Below are 15,960 nucleotides of genomic sequence, written 5' to 3'. Positions count from 1 at the left end.
CGAGCGTGCGGGAGCAAGCCCGCCCTCACATGTTGATCTTCGTCGGGCTTGAGGGCGGTGTCGGTCAGGTCCACCAGTAGCGCACAAGGTGGAAGAAAATCGGCGCCGCAAAGCACACCGAATCCAGCCGATCGAGCATTCCGCCGTGCCCCTCGATCATATGCCCCCAGTCCTTCACGCCACGGTCGCGTTTGATCGCCGACATCACAATGCCGCCGGCAAACCCCAGCAAGTTGATCAGCAGCGCAATCAGAAACGACTGCCACGGGTTGAACGGCGTGGTCCACCACAGCGCCGCGCCGATCAGCGAGGAGAGCAGGATGCCGCCGACAAAGCCTTCGACGGTTTTCGACGGCGACAGGTTGGGCGCGATCTTGTGTTTGCCGAACAGCTTGCCGCACACGTACTGCAACACGTCCGACAGTTGCACCACGATCACCAGGTAGGCGATCAGCAGCAGGTTGCGGCCTTCATAGCCGGGGATGTCGAGGGTGAGCAGGGCGGGCACGAAGGACACGCAGAACACTGCGATCATCAAGCCCCATTGCACCTTCGAGGCGCGCTCCAGGAAGTGTGTGCTGTCGCCGCCGAGGGAGGCGAGGATCGGCAGCAGCAGGAACACGTACACCGGGATGAAGATCGAGAACAGCCCGTACCAGTCGGCATAGATCAGCAGGTATTGCAGCGGCAGCGCCAGGTAGAACGCGGCCACCAGCGCCGGGTAGTCGCTGCGCCGGGTCGGGGTGAGGGTGAGAAATTCACGCAGGGCATAGAACGACACGGCATAGAACAGCACGATCACCGCGCCGGTGCCGAGCCAGAAGGCGATGCCGATCATCACCACCATCACCCACCAGGCGTTGATGCGGGCGTTGAGGTTGTCGATCACCGCATTCGGCGTGCCACGGGTGCGCAGCTTGAGGATCAGGCCGATCAGCGAGGCGAGTACCAGGATCGCGCCGATCCCGCCGAACAGCATCAGGGTTTGGCTATCCATCTCAGGAATGCTCCGGGGCGAGGGCGAGCAGGGCGTCGCGGGTGCGGGCTAGGAAGGCGGCTTTGTCTTCGCCTTCTTCCAATTGCAGTGGCGCGCCGAAGCTGGTGGTACACAGCAGAGGCAGCGGCAGGACGCGGCCCTTGGGCATGACGCGGTTGAGGTTGGCAATCCACACGGGGATCAATTCGGCCTGTGGGTAACTTTTTGCCAGGTGATACAGGCCGCTTTTAAACGGCAGCAAGCCGTCTTCCAGATTGCGCGTGCCTTCGGGAAAGATGATCAGCGAGTCGCCGCCTTCCAGTGCGGCGAGCATGGGCTGCAAGGGGTTATCCACAGGGTCTTTGCGCTCGCGGTCGATCAACACGCCGTTGAACACGCGGTGGATGATGTAGCGGCGCAGCGCACTGTTGTTCCAGTAGTCGCTGCCGGCCACCGGGCGCGTGAATTTGCGCAGGTTCTGCGGCAGCGATGCCCACAGCAACACGAAGTCGCCGTGGCTGCTGTGGTTGGCGAAGTAGATGCGTTGCACCGGCACCGGCGCGCAGCCCAGCCACAGGCTGCGGGCGCCGGTGACGGTGCGGGCCATCGAGGTAATCAGGGTGGCGACCACGGGTTCGAACATGGGAATTCCTTATCCGGCGAAAGGTAGCCAAGGGCTGGCGAGAATCACGCCCAGGGTCAACAGCACTTGCGCGCCCAGCAGCCAGGCTTGCTTGCGCAGCAGTTTGAGGGCGCCGCGACGGCGTTCGGTCCAGGGTCGGCCGGCGCGTTTGGGCGACTGCAGGCCGAGGGTTTGCAGGGCCTGGTCGAGGTCCGGGGTGCGTTCGGTGTTACGGGCGAGCAGGGCGAACAGGTCGGCATCGAAGGCCACGCGCAGCGCCCAGTACTTCTGCAGCAGGCCGAGGATAATCATCCACAGGCTGAGCAGCAGGCAGATCGGCGCGATGCTGGCCATCAGCAGTTGCGCCAGGCCGAACAATACGCCCAGCAGCGTCAGGCCTGTGGATAACTGATCCAGTGAGCGGCCGCGGCGCAGCAGGCTGGCGACGACCTGGAGTTCCATATCAGCAGGCATGGGGCAAGGCCTCCAAAGCATGGCGATGAGCGGGATGCAGGACCACCTGGGTCCGCGCTGTACGAATAATAGCCAGTGCCTGATCCACCGTGGCGGCGCGCCCGCTGTGCAGCAGCCAGGCCGCCACAGCGGTGGCGCTGCGCGAATAGCCAAGGGCGCAGCACACCAGCACCGGGCCGCTGGCGCGCAGGCGTTCGATGGCTTGCGCGGCTTGCAGGCATTCGGCGGGGGTCGGCGCGATCAGGTCGAGGACGGGGACGCTTTGATAGGCACGGCCCTGTGGATTAATCGGCAATTCCGCGCACAGATCGACGATGGCCTTGAATGAACCTTGCTCGCGCACGGTAGGAAGCCGACCGAGCGAGACGTTATCCACAATCAGGTCGGGCTGTGGATGCGTGCGCGTCCACAGCCGTGAATTGAGCCACGCCGCCGCCAGATACGGCGCATACAGCCAGCGCGCCGCAGGGGTCAGTCGACCGTCGGCACGCTTCTGGAAACCTGGCGCGCCGAGGACGACGTAATTCGCCATGATCAGCCCCAGGGACAGCGCCGGCCACAGCAGCCATAGCCACCACCCGCCGTAAGTCAGCGCGAGGATGAACAGCCCCAGCGCGCCCAGGCCGTAGCGCAACCCCAGGCGCCAGCGCGTGGAATCACGGGTCAGCCGCGCATTCAGCAGCGGGCTCGGATGTTCCAGCGGCCACAGCCACACGCACAGCCAACCCGCCAGGGCACCTGTGGGTAAGTCGATAAAGTGGTGTTGATAAGTGGTCAGCACTGAAACCCCGATCAACCCGAACCAGCCATGCACCAGCCAGCGCCAGGCGCCCTGGGTGTGGCGTTGGTACATGATCCACAGGATCACCAGCAGCGCGATATGCAGCGACGGCGCCTGGTTGAACGGTTTATCGAAACCGGCCAGCACGGCAAACAGCCAGCCGAACACGCCATCCAGCTCCGGCCGTTCGAAGGTGAAGCGCAGCGGCCAGATCAGGAAGCAACTCACGGCGATGAGCTGCGCACTCAGCAGGCGCAGCGCATGTTGCTTCAGTTCGTGGCGGCTGTTGGGCAGCAGCAGGGAGAAACCGTAGAGCAGGTCGATGGTCCAGTAGGGCACGATGCTCCAGGCCCAGAACGGCATGTGGGTTTCCCAATCGAACACCAGTGTGCCGACGTCGCTGCGCTGACTGGTGACCCATGTGGCAAAGCCGTAGGTGCTGAAAAACAGCGGGGCCAACAGCAACAGCCACAGGAACGCGGGCTTTAACAGGCCGGGTTCGCGCATGTTCAGATCTTCTGTGCCAGGGATACGGTAAAGATGCCCCACTCATCCACCCGCTGGGTGATCTTGCGGAAACCGGCGGCTTGCACCAGTTGATCCATTTCCGCCTGACTGCGCCGGCGCATCACCCAGGCCTGGCCCTGGCGATGGCTGGTCAATGCGCGGGCGATCAGTTCCAGCTGCGGGTGCCACGGCTGGCCGGTGTAGACCAGGTAACCGCCGGGCTCCACGGCTTCGGCCAGGCCCGCCAGCGAACCGCCGACCATGGCGTTGTCGGCAAACAGTTCATATAACCCGGAGACCACCGCCAGCGTCGGCTTGGGCGCCAGCGCTGCCAGGTCCGCGCGGTCGAACGCATCGGCTTTGATGAACTGCGCAATCTCGCCCAGGCCTTTCTCGCGGATCAACGCACCACCGTCGCGCACGTTGATGTCGCTGTAGTCGCGCAGCAGGATCGATTCCGGCAGCGGCGAAACGCCCTGCAAAGCTTCGAGAATGTAACGACCGTGGCCGGCGGCGATATCGACGATACGCACTTCGCGATCATCGGTGCGCAGCGTGGCCATGGCCAGGCGCAGCAGCTCTTCGACGTTCAGCTTGCGCTGGCGAATGCCGCGCCAGCCGATGGAGTTGAGGTAATTGGTGTCGATCATCCGCCCCAGCGCGCCTTTGCCGGTGGGCGTGTTGCGGTACACGTAGTCCAGGGTGCTGCCGGAGTCGAAACCGGTGTCGAAGCCCAGCTTGACGCCGTCCGACAGGTTCTTGCCCAGGCCCATGCTGGCGCGGGTCAGGCGCCAGTACAGGTCGCGCAGGGAATTGCGCGGCAGCGGCGCGGCGAGGGCTTCGGATTCGGCACAGGTGGCGCCCAGTTTGTCGGCATCGAGCAGCGAGGCGCGGTCCAGCGGGTGCGCGAAGTTCTGCAGGATAAAACGCCGGGCGCTGCTCACGGCCACCGCACGGTCGCGCTCGCCGAGGGTGTCGTGGAAGAAGCCGGGGAGGATATGCAGCTCTTTTTTCAGGCTGCCGAGGCGGTCGAAGAACTGTTGTTGGGGTTTGCGGTGGACCACGAAGTCGGAGCCGGAGATCAGCAGTTGGGTCGGCACCTGGATCGCCTGGGCATCGGCGACAACCCGGTCGGCCGCTTCATACAGCCCGAGCAGCACATTCACCGAAATCGCCTTGGTGATCAGCGGGTCGCTGTCGTAGGACGCGACGCGCTCCGGGTCGTGGCTGAGGAACTTGGCCTTGACGTAACTGTTGACGAAAAAGTTGCCGCGAAACCTGCGCATCAGCGCCAGGCCCGGCCGGGCGAAGGGCACGTACAGTTTGACTTTGAACGCCGGGGAGGCGAGCACCAGGGCGCGGATTTTCGGTGCATAGTCGTGGACCCAGGTGGCTGCGATCACCGCGCCGACGCTTTGGGCGATGACTGCAAGATTTTCTGCCTCGACGCCGTAAGTGGCGCCGATATGCTCGCAGAACGTCTGCACGTCGCGGGCGCTGGTGGCGAAGCTGGGGCTGTCGCCGCGCTCGCCGGGGGATTGGCCGTGGCCACGGGCGTCCCAGGCGAAGAAGTCGAAATGGGGCAGGTTCAGTTCATCGACCAGATGGGCAATGCGCCCCGAATGCTCATGGCCGCGATGGAACAGCAGGATCGCCTTGCGCGGCTCGCCGCCTGCCGGGGCGGTGGCGGGCCAGTGCCGGTAGAAAAGCTCGACGCCATCATGGGTACTGAAGGTGTGTTCTCGCTGTTCGCGCATCGCAAAATCCTTATGCAGAAGGGGAAATGTGTTGTTCTTCTTTGAGGCCCTGGCGCACTCGGTTGACCACGGTGTAGGCGAGCAGGGCGGCGACCAGCCACATCACCGTGTCGACCCAGCCGGCACCGAGCCAGCCCAGCGCCACGCCGCTGGCCAGCACGCCGAGGACGAAGGCCCGATCACTCTTGCCCATCGGCCCGTCGTAGCGCCGCGACGCGCCCACCATCGGCCCGAGCACCCCGGCGTATTCGCTGAACACTGCCAGCAAGGTCACCAGCAGCACCGGCGCCAGACTGACGCCGGGGATCAACGCAAAGGGCAGGATCAGCGCGCTGTCGGCGATCACGTCGCACAGTTCATTGAGGTAGGCGCCCAGGCGCGACTGCTGGCCGAATTCGCGGGCGAGCATGCCGTCGATGGCATTGAGGGCCATGCGCAGGATCATCCACAGCGGGATCAGCGCGAACAGCCAGAGGTGTTGGGCGAAGCCGGCGATCAGCAGGCCGACCAGCAGGGAGATGACCCCGGCCAGCACGGTGATCTGGTTGGCGGTGGTACCGTTGTCGTAGAGGCGCTGCACGAGGGGGCGCAGCAGGTTTTGAAAACGCGGTTTGAGCTGATAGATCGAAATCATGGGAGTGACGTTTCCTTGTCCGTAAGCCCGCGAAAAACTGGCCTGAAGTGTGCCGATTAATCGTGGCCTGCACCAGTGATGGCACGTGTTTATGGGGGGGTAGTCACGTTCCGGAGCGCGATGCAGAACAAATGTGGGAGGGGGCTTGCCCGCGATGGCGGCGGCCCCGCCAACCCATGTATCACCTGACCCACCGCCATCGGAGCAAGCCCGCTCCCACAGTGGGTCTGTGTTGCAGGTGAATACGGTGTTTAACGAACAAAAATTTCACGCCATGTGTTATATCGTAACGAATTATGTGTGAACGGGCATGAGTGGATGCAAGTGGATCTAGAAGCTGACGGCGCTTCGGTTGAAGGACTGCCGCGTTTTCAGCAAGGGCTGTTCCATGCCCGTCGATTGAGGCAGGCCGGTATCAGCCTGACTGCGGTGGCTATCAGCGGCTGGGTGCTGGCGTTGTTCGTCGCGCTGTTCGCCCCGTTGTCGATCTGGCCGGTGGTGTTGATCAATTGTGCGTCTGCGTTGCTGGTGCTGGTGGCGGGGTTGCAGTCGGCGTGGTGGGTGGCCGATTGGCGTGCCCAGGCGCTGGAAGCGTCGGCACCTGAGTTACTCGAAGCAGAGAGTGAACCCGCTGGCTGGCAGGCGCGCCTGGTAGGGCGTTTCGGCAGAGGGTTGCTGGCGCAGATCGGCGCGCCGGTGTTGTGGCTCGGCGGTTGGTCGTTGTTCGCGCTGGTCAGCATTGTCGAGTTCTGGAACCTGGGCTTGCCCGCGGCAGCGGTCGGCCAAGGCGCAAGTATCGGCGCTGCGCTGGCCTTGGCATTGGCCTTTGGCCTGCTGGTGTTCGAGCGGCGCCTGGCCCAGGAAACCGCCGCGCAATGGCCGGAAGCCGCGCAGTTGGCGCAACTGAGCCGGGTGGCGATAGCGTGCCTGGTGATCAGCGCGATTTGCCTGCTGTTTGCCAGTGCCGGGTCGGTGTGGCCGCTGCGCCTGGCGACACTGGTCGGGCTGTTGCCAGCGCTGGTCGCGCTGGAGTTTCTGTTACGGGCCGCGCTGTCACTGTTCAGCCCGCGCCAACCGCGCCTCGAACCACGCCTGATGGCGCAGAGTTTTGTCGCCGGGCTGCTGCGCTGGCCGCCGCAACCGCTGCAGGCCTTGCAGCACGAATTGCACAACCGCTTCGGCATCGACCTGCGCCAGATCTGGGCGTTTACCTACATGCGTCGGGCATTCCTGCCGGTGCTGCTGGTGGTACTGGCCGTCGGCTGGGCGCTGACGGGGGTGCATGAAGTGCCCCTGCAGGGCCGTGGGATTTATGAGCGCTTTGGCAAACCGGTGCAAGTCTTCGGCCCTGGCCTGCATGCCGGGTTGCCGTGGCCGCTGGGCCGCGTGCTGAACGTGGAAAACGGCGTGGTGCATGAGCTGGCGACCAGCGTCAGCGAAGCCGCCAGCCCGGAACTCGCGGCGGCCGAAGGCCCGGCGCCGCTGATCGCCAACCGGTTGTGGGACGCCAGCCATGTGAACGACAAGTCCCAGGTGATCGCCAGCAGCCGTGGCGACAAGCAGAGCTTCCAGATCGTCAATATGGATGTGCGCTTCGTCTACCGTATCGGCCTGACCGACCAGGCCGCACTGGCCGCCACCTATAACAGCGCGGATGTGCCGACCCTGATCCGCAGCACCGCCAGCCGCATCCTCGTGCATGACTTTGCCTCGCGTACCCTCGACGAGTTGCTCGGCGAACAACGCACCGGCCTGGCCGACGAGATCGGCCGCGCCGTGCAAGCGGACCTGCATACACTCGACAGCGGCGTGGAGATTCTCGCCACGGTGGTCGAAGCCATCCACCCGCCGTCCGGTGCCGCCAACGCCTACCACGGCGTGCAAGCGGCGCAGATCGGCGCCCAGGCGCTGATCTCCCGCGAACGCGGCGCCGCCAGCGAACAAACCAACCAGGCCCTGCTGCAAGCCAGCACCGTCCGCGACCAGGCCCAGGCCACCGCGCACGAGGTCAATGCCGGGGCCCGGGCGGCGGACCTGCGTTTTGCCGCCGAACAAAAAGCCTACGCCAGCGCGGGCAAAGCCTTCGTGCTGGAGCAGTACCTCGGCCAGCTGACCCAGGGCCTGGCTCACGCCAAGCTGTTGATTCTGGATCATCGCCTGGGCGCCGACAGTGCGCCGACGATCGATCTGCGTTCTTTTACCTTGCCGGCCGATCCTTCGGTGCCGCGTAAAGCCGTTCAATAAGGAGTCTGTCTGTTGAGCGCTCATTCTCACGATCATGGTCACCACCACCACGGCCACCATCATCACCACCATGGTGACGAACAGCCCGCCGGCCCATTCCCTTGGCGGCGCATGGCCTGGGCTGTGTTGCTGGTGTTGTTTGCGGTAGCGGCCGCCAGCCTGGTGCAAGTGCGCTCCGGCGAAGCCACGGTGATTACCCGTTTCGGCAACCCGTCGCGGGTGCTGCTGGAACCGGGCCTGGGCTGGCGCTGGCCGGCGCCGTTCGAAGCGGCGATCCCGGTGGACCTGCGCCTGCGCACCACCTCCAGCGGTTTGCAGGATGTCGGCACCCGCGATGGTCTGCGCATCATCGTGCAGGCTTATGTGGCGTGGCAGGTGCAGGGCGATGCCGACAATGTGCAGCGCTTCATGCGCGCGGTGCAGAACCAGCCGGATGAAGCGGCGCGGCAGATTCGGACGTTTGTCGGTTCGGCGCTGGAAACCACGGCGGCCAGCTTCGACCTGTCCAGCCTGATCAATACCGACGCCAGCCAGGTACGCATCAGCGATTTCGAAGCGCAGTTGCGCCAGCAGATCGATCAACAATTGCTCACCACCTATGGCGTGCGCGTGGCGCAGGTGGGCATCGAGCGGCTGACCTTGCCGTCGGTGACGCTCACCGCCACCGTCGACCGCATGCGCGCCGAGCGCGAAACCATCGCCACCGAACGCACCGCCGTGGGCAAGCGTGAGGCGGCGCAGATCCGTTCCGCCGCCGAGCGCGATGCGCGCATCGTGCAGGCCGATGCCACGGTGAAAGCCGCCGACATCGAAGCGCAATCGCGGGTCGAAGCGGCGCAGATCTATGGTCGCGCCTACGCCGGCAATCCCCAGCTGTACAACCTGCTGCGTTCCCTGGATACCCTGGGCACCGTGGTCACCCCGGGCACCAAGATCATCCTGCGCACCGACGCCGCGCCGTTCCGCGCGCTGGTGGACGGGCCGAAGGACGTCCAGCCATGATCGAGCGTGACAGCCCGGACAGCCCGTGGATTCAGGCCGGGCGCCTGACGTTCATGGCGCTGTACGCGGTGACGGTGTTGGCCGCCCTGGCCTGGGCGTTTTCCAATGTGCGGCAGATCGACCCGCAGAATCGCGCCGTGGTGCTGCACTTCGGCGCACTCGATCGGGTTCAGAATGCCGGACTGTTGCTGGCGTGGCCGCAGCCGTTCGAGCAAGTCGTGCTGTTGCCGGCGGCAGACCGGGTGATCGAGCGGCGGGTCGGCAACCTGCTGCGTTCCGATGCCGCGGTGCAGGCCGACCGCGTGGCCAGCTTCGCCACGCCGTTGAGCGATGCCCTGGCCGGGTCCGGCTACCTGCTGACCGGCGATGCCGGCGTGGTGCAGCTGGATGTGCGGGTGTTCTACAAAGTCACCGAACCTTATGCGTTTGTGCTGCAGGGCGAGCACGTGCTGCCGGCGCTGGATCGCCTGGTGACGCGCAGCGCCGTGGCCCTGACGGCGGCGCGGGATCTGGACACCATCCTGGTGGCGCGCCCCGAATTGATCAGCAGCGACAACGGCGCCGCCGAGCGCCGTGAACGGCTGCGCGGCGACCTGGTGCAAGGCATCAACAAGCGCCTGGCGGAGTTGACCGCCAGCGGCTTGGGGGTGGGCATCGAAGTCACCCGCGTCGATGTGCAATCGAGCCTGCCGAGCCCGGCGGTGAATGCCTTCAATGCGGTGCTCACTGCCAGCCAGCAAGCCGACAAAGCGGTGGCGAATGCGCGCACCGACGCGGAAAAGCTCACCCAGACCGCCAACCAACAGGCTGACCGCCTGGTGCAAGTCGCCCACGCCCAGGCCAGCGAACGCCTGGCCAACGCGCAGGCGCAAACCGCCACCGTCGCCAGCCTGGCCCAGGTCAAAGACCCCGGCTTGCTGTTGCGCCTGTACCGCGAGCGCTTGCCGAAGATTCTCGGCCAGGCCGGTTCCGTGACCACGGTCGATCCCAAAGACGACTCCCGCTTGATCATTCAGGGAGCCGAACAATGAGCGCACCCATGCTGACATCCGCCGAGCAGCGCAGCGCCGCCCGGCAATTGACCCTGGCCATGCTCGCCCTCGGCTTGCTGGTGCTGGGCCTGGTGTGGCGCTGGCTGGCGCCGGACCAGAGCGGCGTCAGCCAGTTGCTGCTCGGCGTGGCCTCGCTGCTGGTGGCCGTGCCGGTGATGCGCTCGGCCTGGTACAGCCTGCGTTTTCCCAGCCTGCATGGCATCACCGACCAGCTCATCGCCCTGGCGATGCTCGGCGCGTGGGCCACGGGCGATCTGCTGACCGCCGCGTTGCTGCCGATCATCATGATCTTCGGGCATGTGCTCGAAGAGCGCAGCGTGATCGGCTCCCAGGAAGCGATCCACGCCCTCGGCAAACTGACCCGCAGCCACGCACGCCTGGTGCAGGCGGACGGCAGTATCAGCGAAGTCGACAACGGCACGCTGAACAGCGGCGACATCGTCGAAGTGCGCGCCGGCGACCGCGTGCCTGCCGATGGTGTGGTGCTGTCCGGCCAGGCCAGCCTCGACACGGCGCCGATCACCGGCGAGTCGGTGCCGCTGGAAGCCAGTGTCGGCGTACAAGTGTTCGGCGGTGCGATCAACCTCGACGGGTTGTTGCGCCTGGAAGTGACGCGTACCGGCAACGAGTCGACCCTGGGCAAGGTCATCGCCCTGATGCAGAACGCCGAACGTTCCAAGCCGCCGATCACGCGGCTGCTGGAGCGTTACGCCGGCAGCTATATGGTGTTGGTGCTGTTGCTGGCGGCGGTGACCTGGTTTGTGACCAATGACGCCCAGGCGATGCTCGCGGTGCTGGTCGCAGCGTGCCCATGCGCCCTGGTGCTGTCGGCCCCGGCCACGGCGATTGCCGGGATCGCTGTGGCGGCGCGGCATGGGATTCTGATCCGCAGCTCGGCGTTCCTCGAAGAGTTGGCGGACCTGACCTCGCTGGTGGTCGACAAGACTGGCACCCTGACCTTCGGCACTCTGCGCCTGCAGTCCATCCAAACCACCGCGCCGGACCGCCAAGGGTTGTTGAACCTGGCGGCCAGCCTCGGTTCGGCCAGCAGCCACCCGGTCAGCCGCGCGTTGGCCGGGTTGGCGAGCCAGGAACAGCTGTTGGTGCTCACCGACATCCGCGAACGCCAAGGCCTCGGCGTGGTGGCCCAGACCGCGCAGGGCGAAGCGGCCTTGGGCCGGCCGGAGTTGTTCGAGCAGTTGGGCATCGTTACCACCCGCGTCCCCGACCATGATGGCCCGATTGCCGGGCTGGCGTTGAACGGTGCGTTCCTCGCCTGGCTGTTGCTGGCCGACAGCGTCAAACCGGAAGCCCGCCAGGCCCTGCAAGAGCTGCGCGACCTGGGCCTGGGGCGGCAACTGCTGCTGACCGGCGACCGCCAAAGCGTGGCCGACAGCCTGGCCCTCGACGTGGGCATCAGCGATGTCGAAGCCCAGGCGTTGCCGGAAGACAAGCTCAACCGCGTGTTGGGCGAAATCAGCAGCGGTTTCCGGCCGATGGTGGTGGGCGACGGCATCAACGACTCCCTGGCGCTCAAGGCCGGCGTGGTCGGCGTGGCCATGGGCGCGGGCGGTGCGGACATTGCGCTGGCCTCGGCGGATGTGGTGTTGATTGGCAGCGACTTGCGCCGCCTGGGCACCTGTGTGCGCTTGAGCCGACGGTGCCGGCAGACGTTGCAGGTCAACGTGATCATCGGCCTGGGCTGGACGCTGGCGATCGTGGTGTTCGCTGCGTTTGGCTGGTTGGGCGCCGCCGGCGCAATGATCGCGGCGGTGTTGCACAACCTCAGCACCTTGCTGGTGCTGGGCAATGCCGGGCGGTTGCTGCGGTTTCAGGAGCCGCTGTCGAAGCTGGAGGAATAAATTCCAGGTTTTTTTCGATGGTGCTGTAACGGCAAGGGGGCACCTCACTCTAGTGCTATGTCGCGACTGAGCATTCCGCTCAGCCGACCTAACCACGATTTATGAGGATGACCCCATGACCATCAAAAACGCCGTTTCCGGTGCTGCCCTGGCTTTCGCTGCCGCCGCCTTGTTTGCCGGTGTCACCACCCAGGTCCAGGCCGCCGACGCTCCGGTTCATTGCTACGGCGTAACCTCCTGCAAAGGCATGAATGACTGCAAGACCGCTGAAAACGCCTGCAAGGGCCAGGCGGTCTGCAAGGGCCATGGCTTCAAGGCCATGACCAAGGCTGCGTGCGACGCGGCCGGTGGCAAAGTCGGCGCGTAATCGGCCCCGCGTACCCCGCAGCGGTCGCCGTCACCGCTGCGGACACTTTTGCCCAGGAGTGCCTGATGTCTACATCCCTTCCGAGCCTGGGTTACGGCCTGGGTCTACGCAGTGAGTACTACCAGCAGATCCTTGAACAATCGCCGGCCGTGGATTGGTTCGAAGTGATCTCCGAGAATTACCTGGTGCAGGGCGGTAAAGCCTTGTACTACCTGGACGCGATCGCCGAGCGCTACCCGCTGGTGATGCACGGCGTGTCCCTGTCCATCGGCGGGCCCCATCCGCTCGATACCGATTACCTCAAGCAGCTCCAGCAACTCGCCGCACGCATCCAGCCGGCGTGGATCTCCGATCACCTGTGCTGGAGCCGCGGCAGCGCGCACCAATTGCATGACTTGCTGCCCCTGCCGTACACCGAAGAAAGTTTGTATCACGTGGCCAGTCGCGTGCTTCAGGTACAGGATGTGTTGCAGCGCCCGCTGGTGCTGGAAAACGTCTCCAGCTATGTGCGCGCCAAGGCGGATGAATTCACCGAGTGGGAATTCCTCAACGCGCTGACCCACTTGACCGGGTGCCAGTTGCTGCTGGACGTCAACAATGTGTACGTCAGCTCGCGCAATCATGGCTTCGATGCCTGGACGTTCATTCACAACCTGCCGCCGCAGAGCATCCGCCAGCTGCATCTGGCGGGGCATGTGGACTACGGCGATTACGTGGTCGATACCCATGACCACCCGGTGTGTGATCCGGTGTGGGCGCTGTATCAACAGACCCTGGAGCACCTGGGCCCGGTCTCGACGTTGCTCGAGCGCGACGACCATTTCCCGCCGTTCGAAGACTTGCTCAGCGAGTTGGACAAGGCCCGGTCGCTGGGGGCGAGCGCCTTGCTCAGGAGAACGCTATGCGCCTGACAGATTGGCAACGGGCCTTCGAAGAGCATTTATTAGCCGAAACGCCCGTGGCCGGCATTGGCTTTGCCGCCACCTTGCTGGGTGGTCCTACGCTGGATGTGGAAACCGGCCTGGCGATTTATCACAACGCCTACCTGTCGCGCTTGCAGGACGTATTACGGCAGGACTTCGGCGCCCTCTGGTATTGGCTGGGCGATGACGAATTCGCCTCGCTGACTGAGGCCTACGTGCGTCGCTATCCGTCCGCCCACTACAGCCTGCGCTGGCTGGGCGAGCGGTTTGCGGGGTTTATCCAGGAGCACCTGGTGGCTGAACAAAGCGCGCCGTTGGCCGAGCTGGCACGGCTGGAGTGGGCGTTTACCCTGGCGTTCGATGCGCCGCCGGGCACGCCGCTGACCCTGGACGACATGGCGCGACTGCCGCCGCCCGACTGGCCGGGCTTGCAGGTCACCCTGGCGCCGACCGTTCAGCAGATATTCTGCCGCTTCAATACCGTCGAAACCTGGCGTGCCGCCAAGGCTAAATCGGCCTTGCACGCCGGCCAGCCTCTGGACGCGCCGCAGGTCTGCCTGGTGTGGCGCGATCAGCAGATATGCCGCTACCGCAGCCTGGAACCCGCGCAAACCTGCGCCCTGGCGGGCATGGTGAGCACCGGCTGGTGTTTTTCAGAACTGTGCGAACGCTTGGCGGTCAGTCATGGAGAGGGTGCGCCCCTGCAAGCAGTCTCATGGCTGAAACAGTGGGTTCAGGACGGTTTGCTCGAACGCCGGATTCCATAAGCGCAGGTTATCAGATCGATAGCTTCCTACCCGGTCGTCGGATGGTCTACCCTCTTTCCAGACGTCTGAAACAAGGGGGGACTACTCATGCTCGCGCAACTTCCACCGGCCTTACAGAATCTTCAGCTACCGCTGCGTCTTCGACTCTGGGACGGCCATGAATTCAACTTGGGCCCTGAGCCCAGTGTGACCATCGTGGTGAAGGACCCCACGATTGTGTCCAAGCTTTCCCATCCCACGCTCGATTCATTGGGCGAAGCCTTCGTCGAGGGCAAACTGGAGCTGGAAGGCTCCATCTCCGAGGTGATCCGGGTGTGTGACGAGTTGAGTCACGCCCTGGTCGATGACGATGGGGGCAATCGTCCGGTGCGCTCGTTCCACGACAAGGCCACTGACGCAGCGGCGATTTCCTACCATTACGACCTGTCCAACGAGTTCTACCAGCTGTGGCTCGACCAGGACATGGCGTATTCCTGCGGTTATTTCGAAACCGGCAGCGAATCCATCGATCAGGCCCAACAAGACAAATTCCGCCACCTGTGCCGCAAGTTGCGCTTGCAGCCGGGGGAGTATTTGCTTGATGTCGGCTGTGGTTGGGGCGGGCTGGCGCGCTATGCGGCGCGGGAGTTCGGGGTAAAGGTGTTCGGCATCACCCTGAGCAAGGAGCAACTGGCCCTGGCCAAGGCACGCGTGAAAGCCGAGGGCCTGGACGATCAGGTGGACCTGCAACTGCTCGATTACCGTGATCTGCCCCAGGACGGTCGTTTCGACAAAGTGGTGAGCGTGGGCATGTTCGAACACGTCGGCCACGCCAACCTGGCGCAATACTGCAAAACCCTGTTTGGCGCGGTGCGCGAAGGCGGGCTGGTGATGAACCATGGCATCACCGCCAAGCACACCGACGGACGCCCCGTGGGCCGCGGCGCCGGGGATTTCATCGAGCGCTACGTTTTCCCCAACGGCGAACTGCCGCACCTGGCGATGATGACCGCCGAACTCAGCGAAGCCGGGCTCGAAGTGGTCGACGTGGAAAGCCTGCGCCTGCACTACGCACGCACCCTGGACCACTGGAGCGAACGCCTGGAAGACAACCTGGAAGCGGCGGCGAAGATGGTGCCGGCGCAGGCGTTGCGCATCTGGCGGTTGTACCTGGCCGGTTGCGCCTACGCGTTTGCGCGGGGCTGGATCAACCTGCACCAGATCCTGGCGGTAAAACCCCACGCCGATGGCAGCCATGAACTGCCGTGGACGCGGGAAGATATCTACCGCTGAAGCATTTTCCCACAGCCCTGCAGATCCAAGTGTGGGAGGGGGCTTGCCCCCGATTGCGGTGTGTCAGCTAGCGGATTGGGCACTGATTCACCGCTATCGGGGGCAAGCCCCCTCCCACATTTTTACCGCAGCGTCTGTTGGTGAAGCGGTGAAACACCCCGTGCGATCCGCATACTGGCGGCAAAACCCTTCGCCGATGGCAGCCACGAACTGCCGTGGACGCGGGAAGATCTACCGCTGAAGCATTTTCCCACAGCCCCGCAGATCCAAATGTGGGAGGGGCAAGCCCCCTCCCACTTTTTACCGCAGCGTCTGTTGGTGCAGCGGTGAAACACGCCGTGGGATCCGCATACTGGCGGTAAAACCCTTCGCCGATGGCAGCCATGAACTGCCGTGGACACGGGAAGATATCTACCGCTGAAGCATTTTCCCACAGCCCTGCAGATCCAAATGTGGGAGGGGCAAGCCCCCTCCCACATTTTTACCGCAGCGTCTGTTGGTGCAGCGGTGAAACACGCCGTGCGATCCGCATACTGGCGGTAAAACCCCACGCCGATGGCAGCCATGAACTGCCGTGGACGCGGGAAGATATCTACCGCTGAAGCATTTTCCCACAGCCCCGCAGATCCAAATGTGGGAGGGGGCTTGCCCCCGATTGCGGTGTGTCAGCTAGCGGATTGGGCACTGATTCACCGCTATCGGGGGCAAGCCCCCTCCCAC

14 protein-coding genes are annotated in these 15,960 nt (G+C 64.5%); 8 read left to right on the top strand and 6 right to left on the bottom strand.

The window, feature by feature from the left end; translation table 11 throughout:
* Positions 1–64: 64 nt before the first annotated feature.
* The 6 genes from NR164_RS11340 to NR164_RS11315 are packed head-to-tail and all read right to left on the bottom strand — an operon-like array spanning position 65 to position 5,751.
* The gene (locus tag NR164_RS11340; protein WP_017850067.1) at positions 65–997 is read right to left on the bottom strand and encodes a phosphatidate cytidylyltransferase; all 933 of its coding nucleotides are present in this window, start codon (positions 995–997) and stop codon (positions 65–67) included.
* A 1-nt stretch (position 998) separates the two neighbouring features.
* Entirely contained in the window at positions 999–1,619 is a 621-nt protein-coding gene (locus NR164_RS11335) for a 1-acyl-sn-glycerol-3-phosphate acyltransferase (protein ID WP_017850066.1), read from the bottom strand.
* A gap of 9 nt (positions 1,620–1,628) precedes the next feature.
* On the bottom strand, positions 1,629–2,072 hold the full coding sequence (locus tag NR164_RS11330) for a hypothetical protein (RefSeq protein WP_017850065.1): 444 nt from the start codon (positions 2,070–2,072) through the stop codon (positions 1,629–1,631).
* A complete protein-coding gene (locus NR164_RS11325; protein WP_256822762.1) occupies positions 2,062–3,360 on the bottom strand; it encodes a phosphatase PAP2/dual specificity phosphatase family protein in 1,299 nt (432 codons plus the stop codon). The genes NR164_RS11330 and NR164_RS11325 overlap by 11 nt, the downstream gene beginning before the upstream one ends.
* A gap of 2 nt (positions 3,361–3,362) precedes the next feature.
* On the bottom strand, positions 3,363–5,117 hold the full coding sequence (locus NR164_RS11320) for a bifunctional alpha/beta hydrolase/class I SAM-dependent methyltransferase (protein ID WP_046381591.1): 1,755 nt from the start codon (positions 5,115–5,117) through the stop codon (positions 3,363–3,365).
* Positions 5,118–5,127: 10 nt separating this feature from the next.
* Entirely contained in the window at positions 5,128–5,751 is a 624-nt protein-coding gene (locus NR164_RS11315) for a CDP-alcohol phosphatidyltransferase family protein (RefSeq protein ID WP_046381592.1), read from the bottom strand.
* A gap of 318 nt (positions 5,752–6,069) precedes the next feature.
* On the opposite strand from NR164_RS11315, the gene hflK (NR164_RS11310) reads away from it, so the two are divergent.
* From hflK (NR164_RS11310) to cfaB, 8 genes are all read left to right on the top strand, one after another.
* A complete protein-coding gene (hflK, locus tag NR164_RS11310) occupies positions 6,070–7,995 on the top strand; it encodes a protease modulator HflK (RefSeq protein ID WP_102617670.1) in 1,926 nt (641 codons plus the stop codon).
* A gap of 12 nt (positions 7,996–8,007) precedes the next feature.
* Positions 8,008–8,997 (top strand): protease modulator HflC, encoded by a 990-nt coding sequence (gene hflC, locus NR164_RS11305; protein ID WP_017850060.1) that lies wholly within the window; start codon positions 8,008–8,010, stop codon positions 8,995–8,997.
* A complete protein-coding gene (gene hflK, locus NR164_RS11300; RefSeq protein ID WP_017850059.1) occupies positions 8,994–10,028 on the top strand; it encodes a protease modulator HflK in 1,035 nt (344 codons plus the stop codon). The genes hflC and hflK (NR164_RS11300) overlap by 4 nt, the downstream gene beginning before the upstream one ends.
* Complete coding sequence (locus tag NR164_RS11295) at positions 10,025–11,911, top strand: cation-translocating P-type ATPase (protein WP_046381595.1); 1,887 nt, start codon at positions 10,025–10,027, stop codon at positions 11,909–11,911. The genes hflK (NR164_RS11300) and NR164_RS11295 overlap by 4 nt, the downstream gene beginning before the upstream one ends.
* Before the next feature lie 115 nt (positions 11,912–12,026).
* Positions 12,027–12,278, top strand: a complete 252-nt coding sequence (locus NR164_RS11290; protein ID WP_017850057.1) for a membrane protein — start codon at positions 12,027–12,029, stop codon at positions 12,276–12,278.
* Between the two features lie 65 nt (positions 12,279–12,343).
* Positions 12,344–13,189, top strand: a complete 846-nt coding sequence (locus NR164_RS11285) for a DUF692 domain-containing protein (protein ID WP_256822761.1) — start codon at positions 12,344–12,346, stop codon at positions 13,187–13,189.
* Positions 13,180–13,968: a DNA-binding domain-containing protein gene (locus NR164_RS11280; protein WP_017850055.1), complete on the top strand. Its 789-nt coding sequence runs from the start codon at positions 13,180–13,182 to the stop codon at positions 13,966–13,968. Before NR164_RS11285 ends, NR164_RS11280 begins: the two co-directional genes overlap by 10 nt.
* Positions 13,969–14,055: 87 nt before the next feature.
* Complete coding sequence (cfaB, locus tag NR164_RS11275) at positions 14,056–15,240, top strand: C17 cyclopropane fatty acid synthase CfaB (RefSeq protein ID WP_026140407.1); 1,185 nt, start codon at positions 14,056–14,058, stop codon at positions 15,238–15,240.
* The last annotated feature ends 720 nt before the right edge of the window (positions 15,241–15,960 follow it).

The sequence above is a fragment of the Pseudomonas sp. Pse79 genome, assembly GCF_024519615.1.
GTDB classification, from domain to species: domain Bacteria; phylum Pseudomonadota; class Gammaproteobacteria; order Pseudomonadales; family Pseudomonadaceae; genus Aquipseudomonas; species Aquipseudomonas veronii.
Note: the sequence above shows the minus strand (reverse complement) of the source record. Positions and strands in the feature narration are given on the sequence as shown.

Excerpts from the sequence above, each read along its gene's own strand:
- NR164_RS11340 (WP_017850067.1), bottom strand. The coding sequence starts at position 997 with ATGGATAGCCAAACCCTGATGCTGTTCGGCGGGATCGGCGCGATCCTG.
- NR164_RS11335 (WP_017850066.1), bottom strand. The coding sequence starts at position 1,619 with ATGTTCGAACCCGTGGTCGCCACCCTGATTACCTCGATGGCCCGCACC.
- NR164_RS11330 (WP_017850065.1), bottom strand. The coding sequence starts at position 2,072 with ATGCCTGCTGATATGGAACTCCAGGTCGTCGCCAGCCTGCTGCGCCGC.
- NR164_RS11325 (WP_256822762.1), bottom strand. The coding sequence starts at position 3,360 with ATGCGCGAACCCGGCCTGTTAAAGCCCGCGTTCCTGTGGCTGTTGCTG.
- NR164_RS11320 (WP_046381591.1), bottom strand. The coding sequence starts at position 5,117 with ATGCGCGAACAGCGAGAACACACCTTCAGTACCCATGATGGCGTCGAG.
- NR164_RS11315 (WP_046381592.1), bottom strand. The coding sequence starts at position 5,751 with ATGATTTCGATCTATCAGCTCAAACCGCGTTTTCAAAACCTGCTGCGC.
- hflK (WP_102617670.1), top strand. The coding sequence starts at position 6,070 with ATGCAAGTGGATCTAGAAGCTGACGGCGCTTCGGTTGAAGGACTGCCG.
- hflK (WP_017850059.1), top strand. The coding sequence starts at position 8,994 with ATGATCGAGCGTGACAGCCCGGACAGCCCGTGGATTCAGGCCGGGCGC.
- NR164_RS11295 (WP_046381595.1), top strand. The coding sequence starts at position 10,025 with ATGAGCGCACCCATGCTGACATCCGCCGAGCAGCGCAGCGCCGCCCGG.
- NR164_RS11290 (WP_017850057.1), top strand. The coding sequence starts at position 12,027 with ATGACCATCAAAAACGCCGTTTCCGGTGCTGCCCTGGCTTTCGCTGCC.
- NR164_RS11285 (WP_256822761.1), top strand. The coding sequence starts at position 12,344 with ATGTCTACATCCCTTCCGAGCCTGGGTTACGGCCTGGGTCTACGCAGT.
- NR164_RS11280 (WP_017850055.1), top strand. The coding sequence starts at position 13,180 with ATGCGCCTGACAGATTGGCAACGGGCCTTCGAAGAGCATTTATTAGCC.
- cfaB (WP_026140407.1), top strand. The coding sequence starts at position 14,056 with ATGCTCGCGCAACTTCCACCGGCCTTACAGAATCTTCAGCTACCGCTG.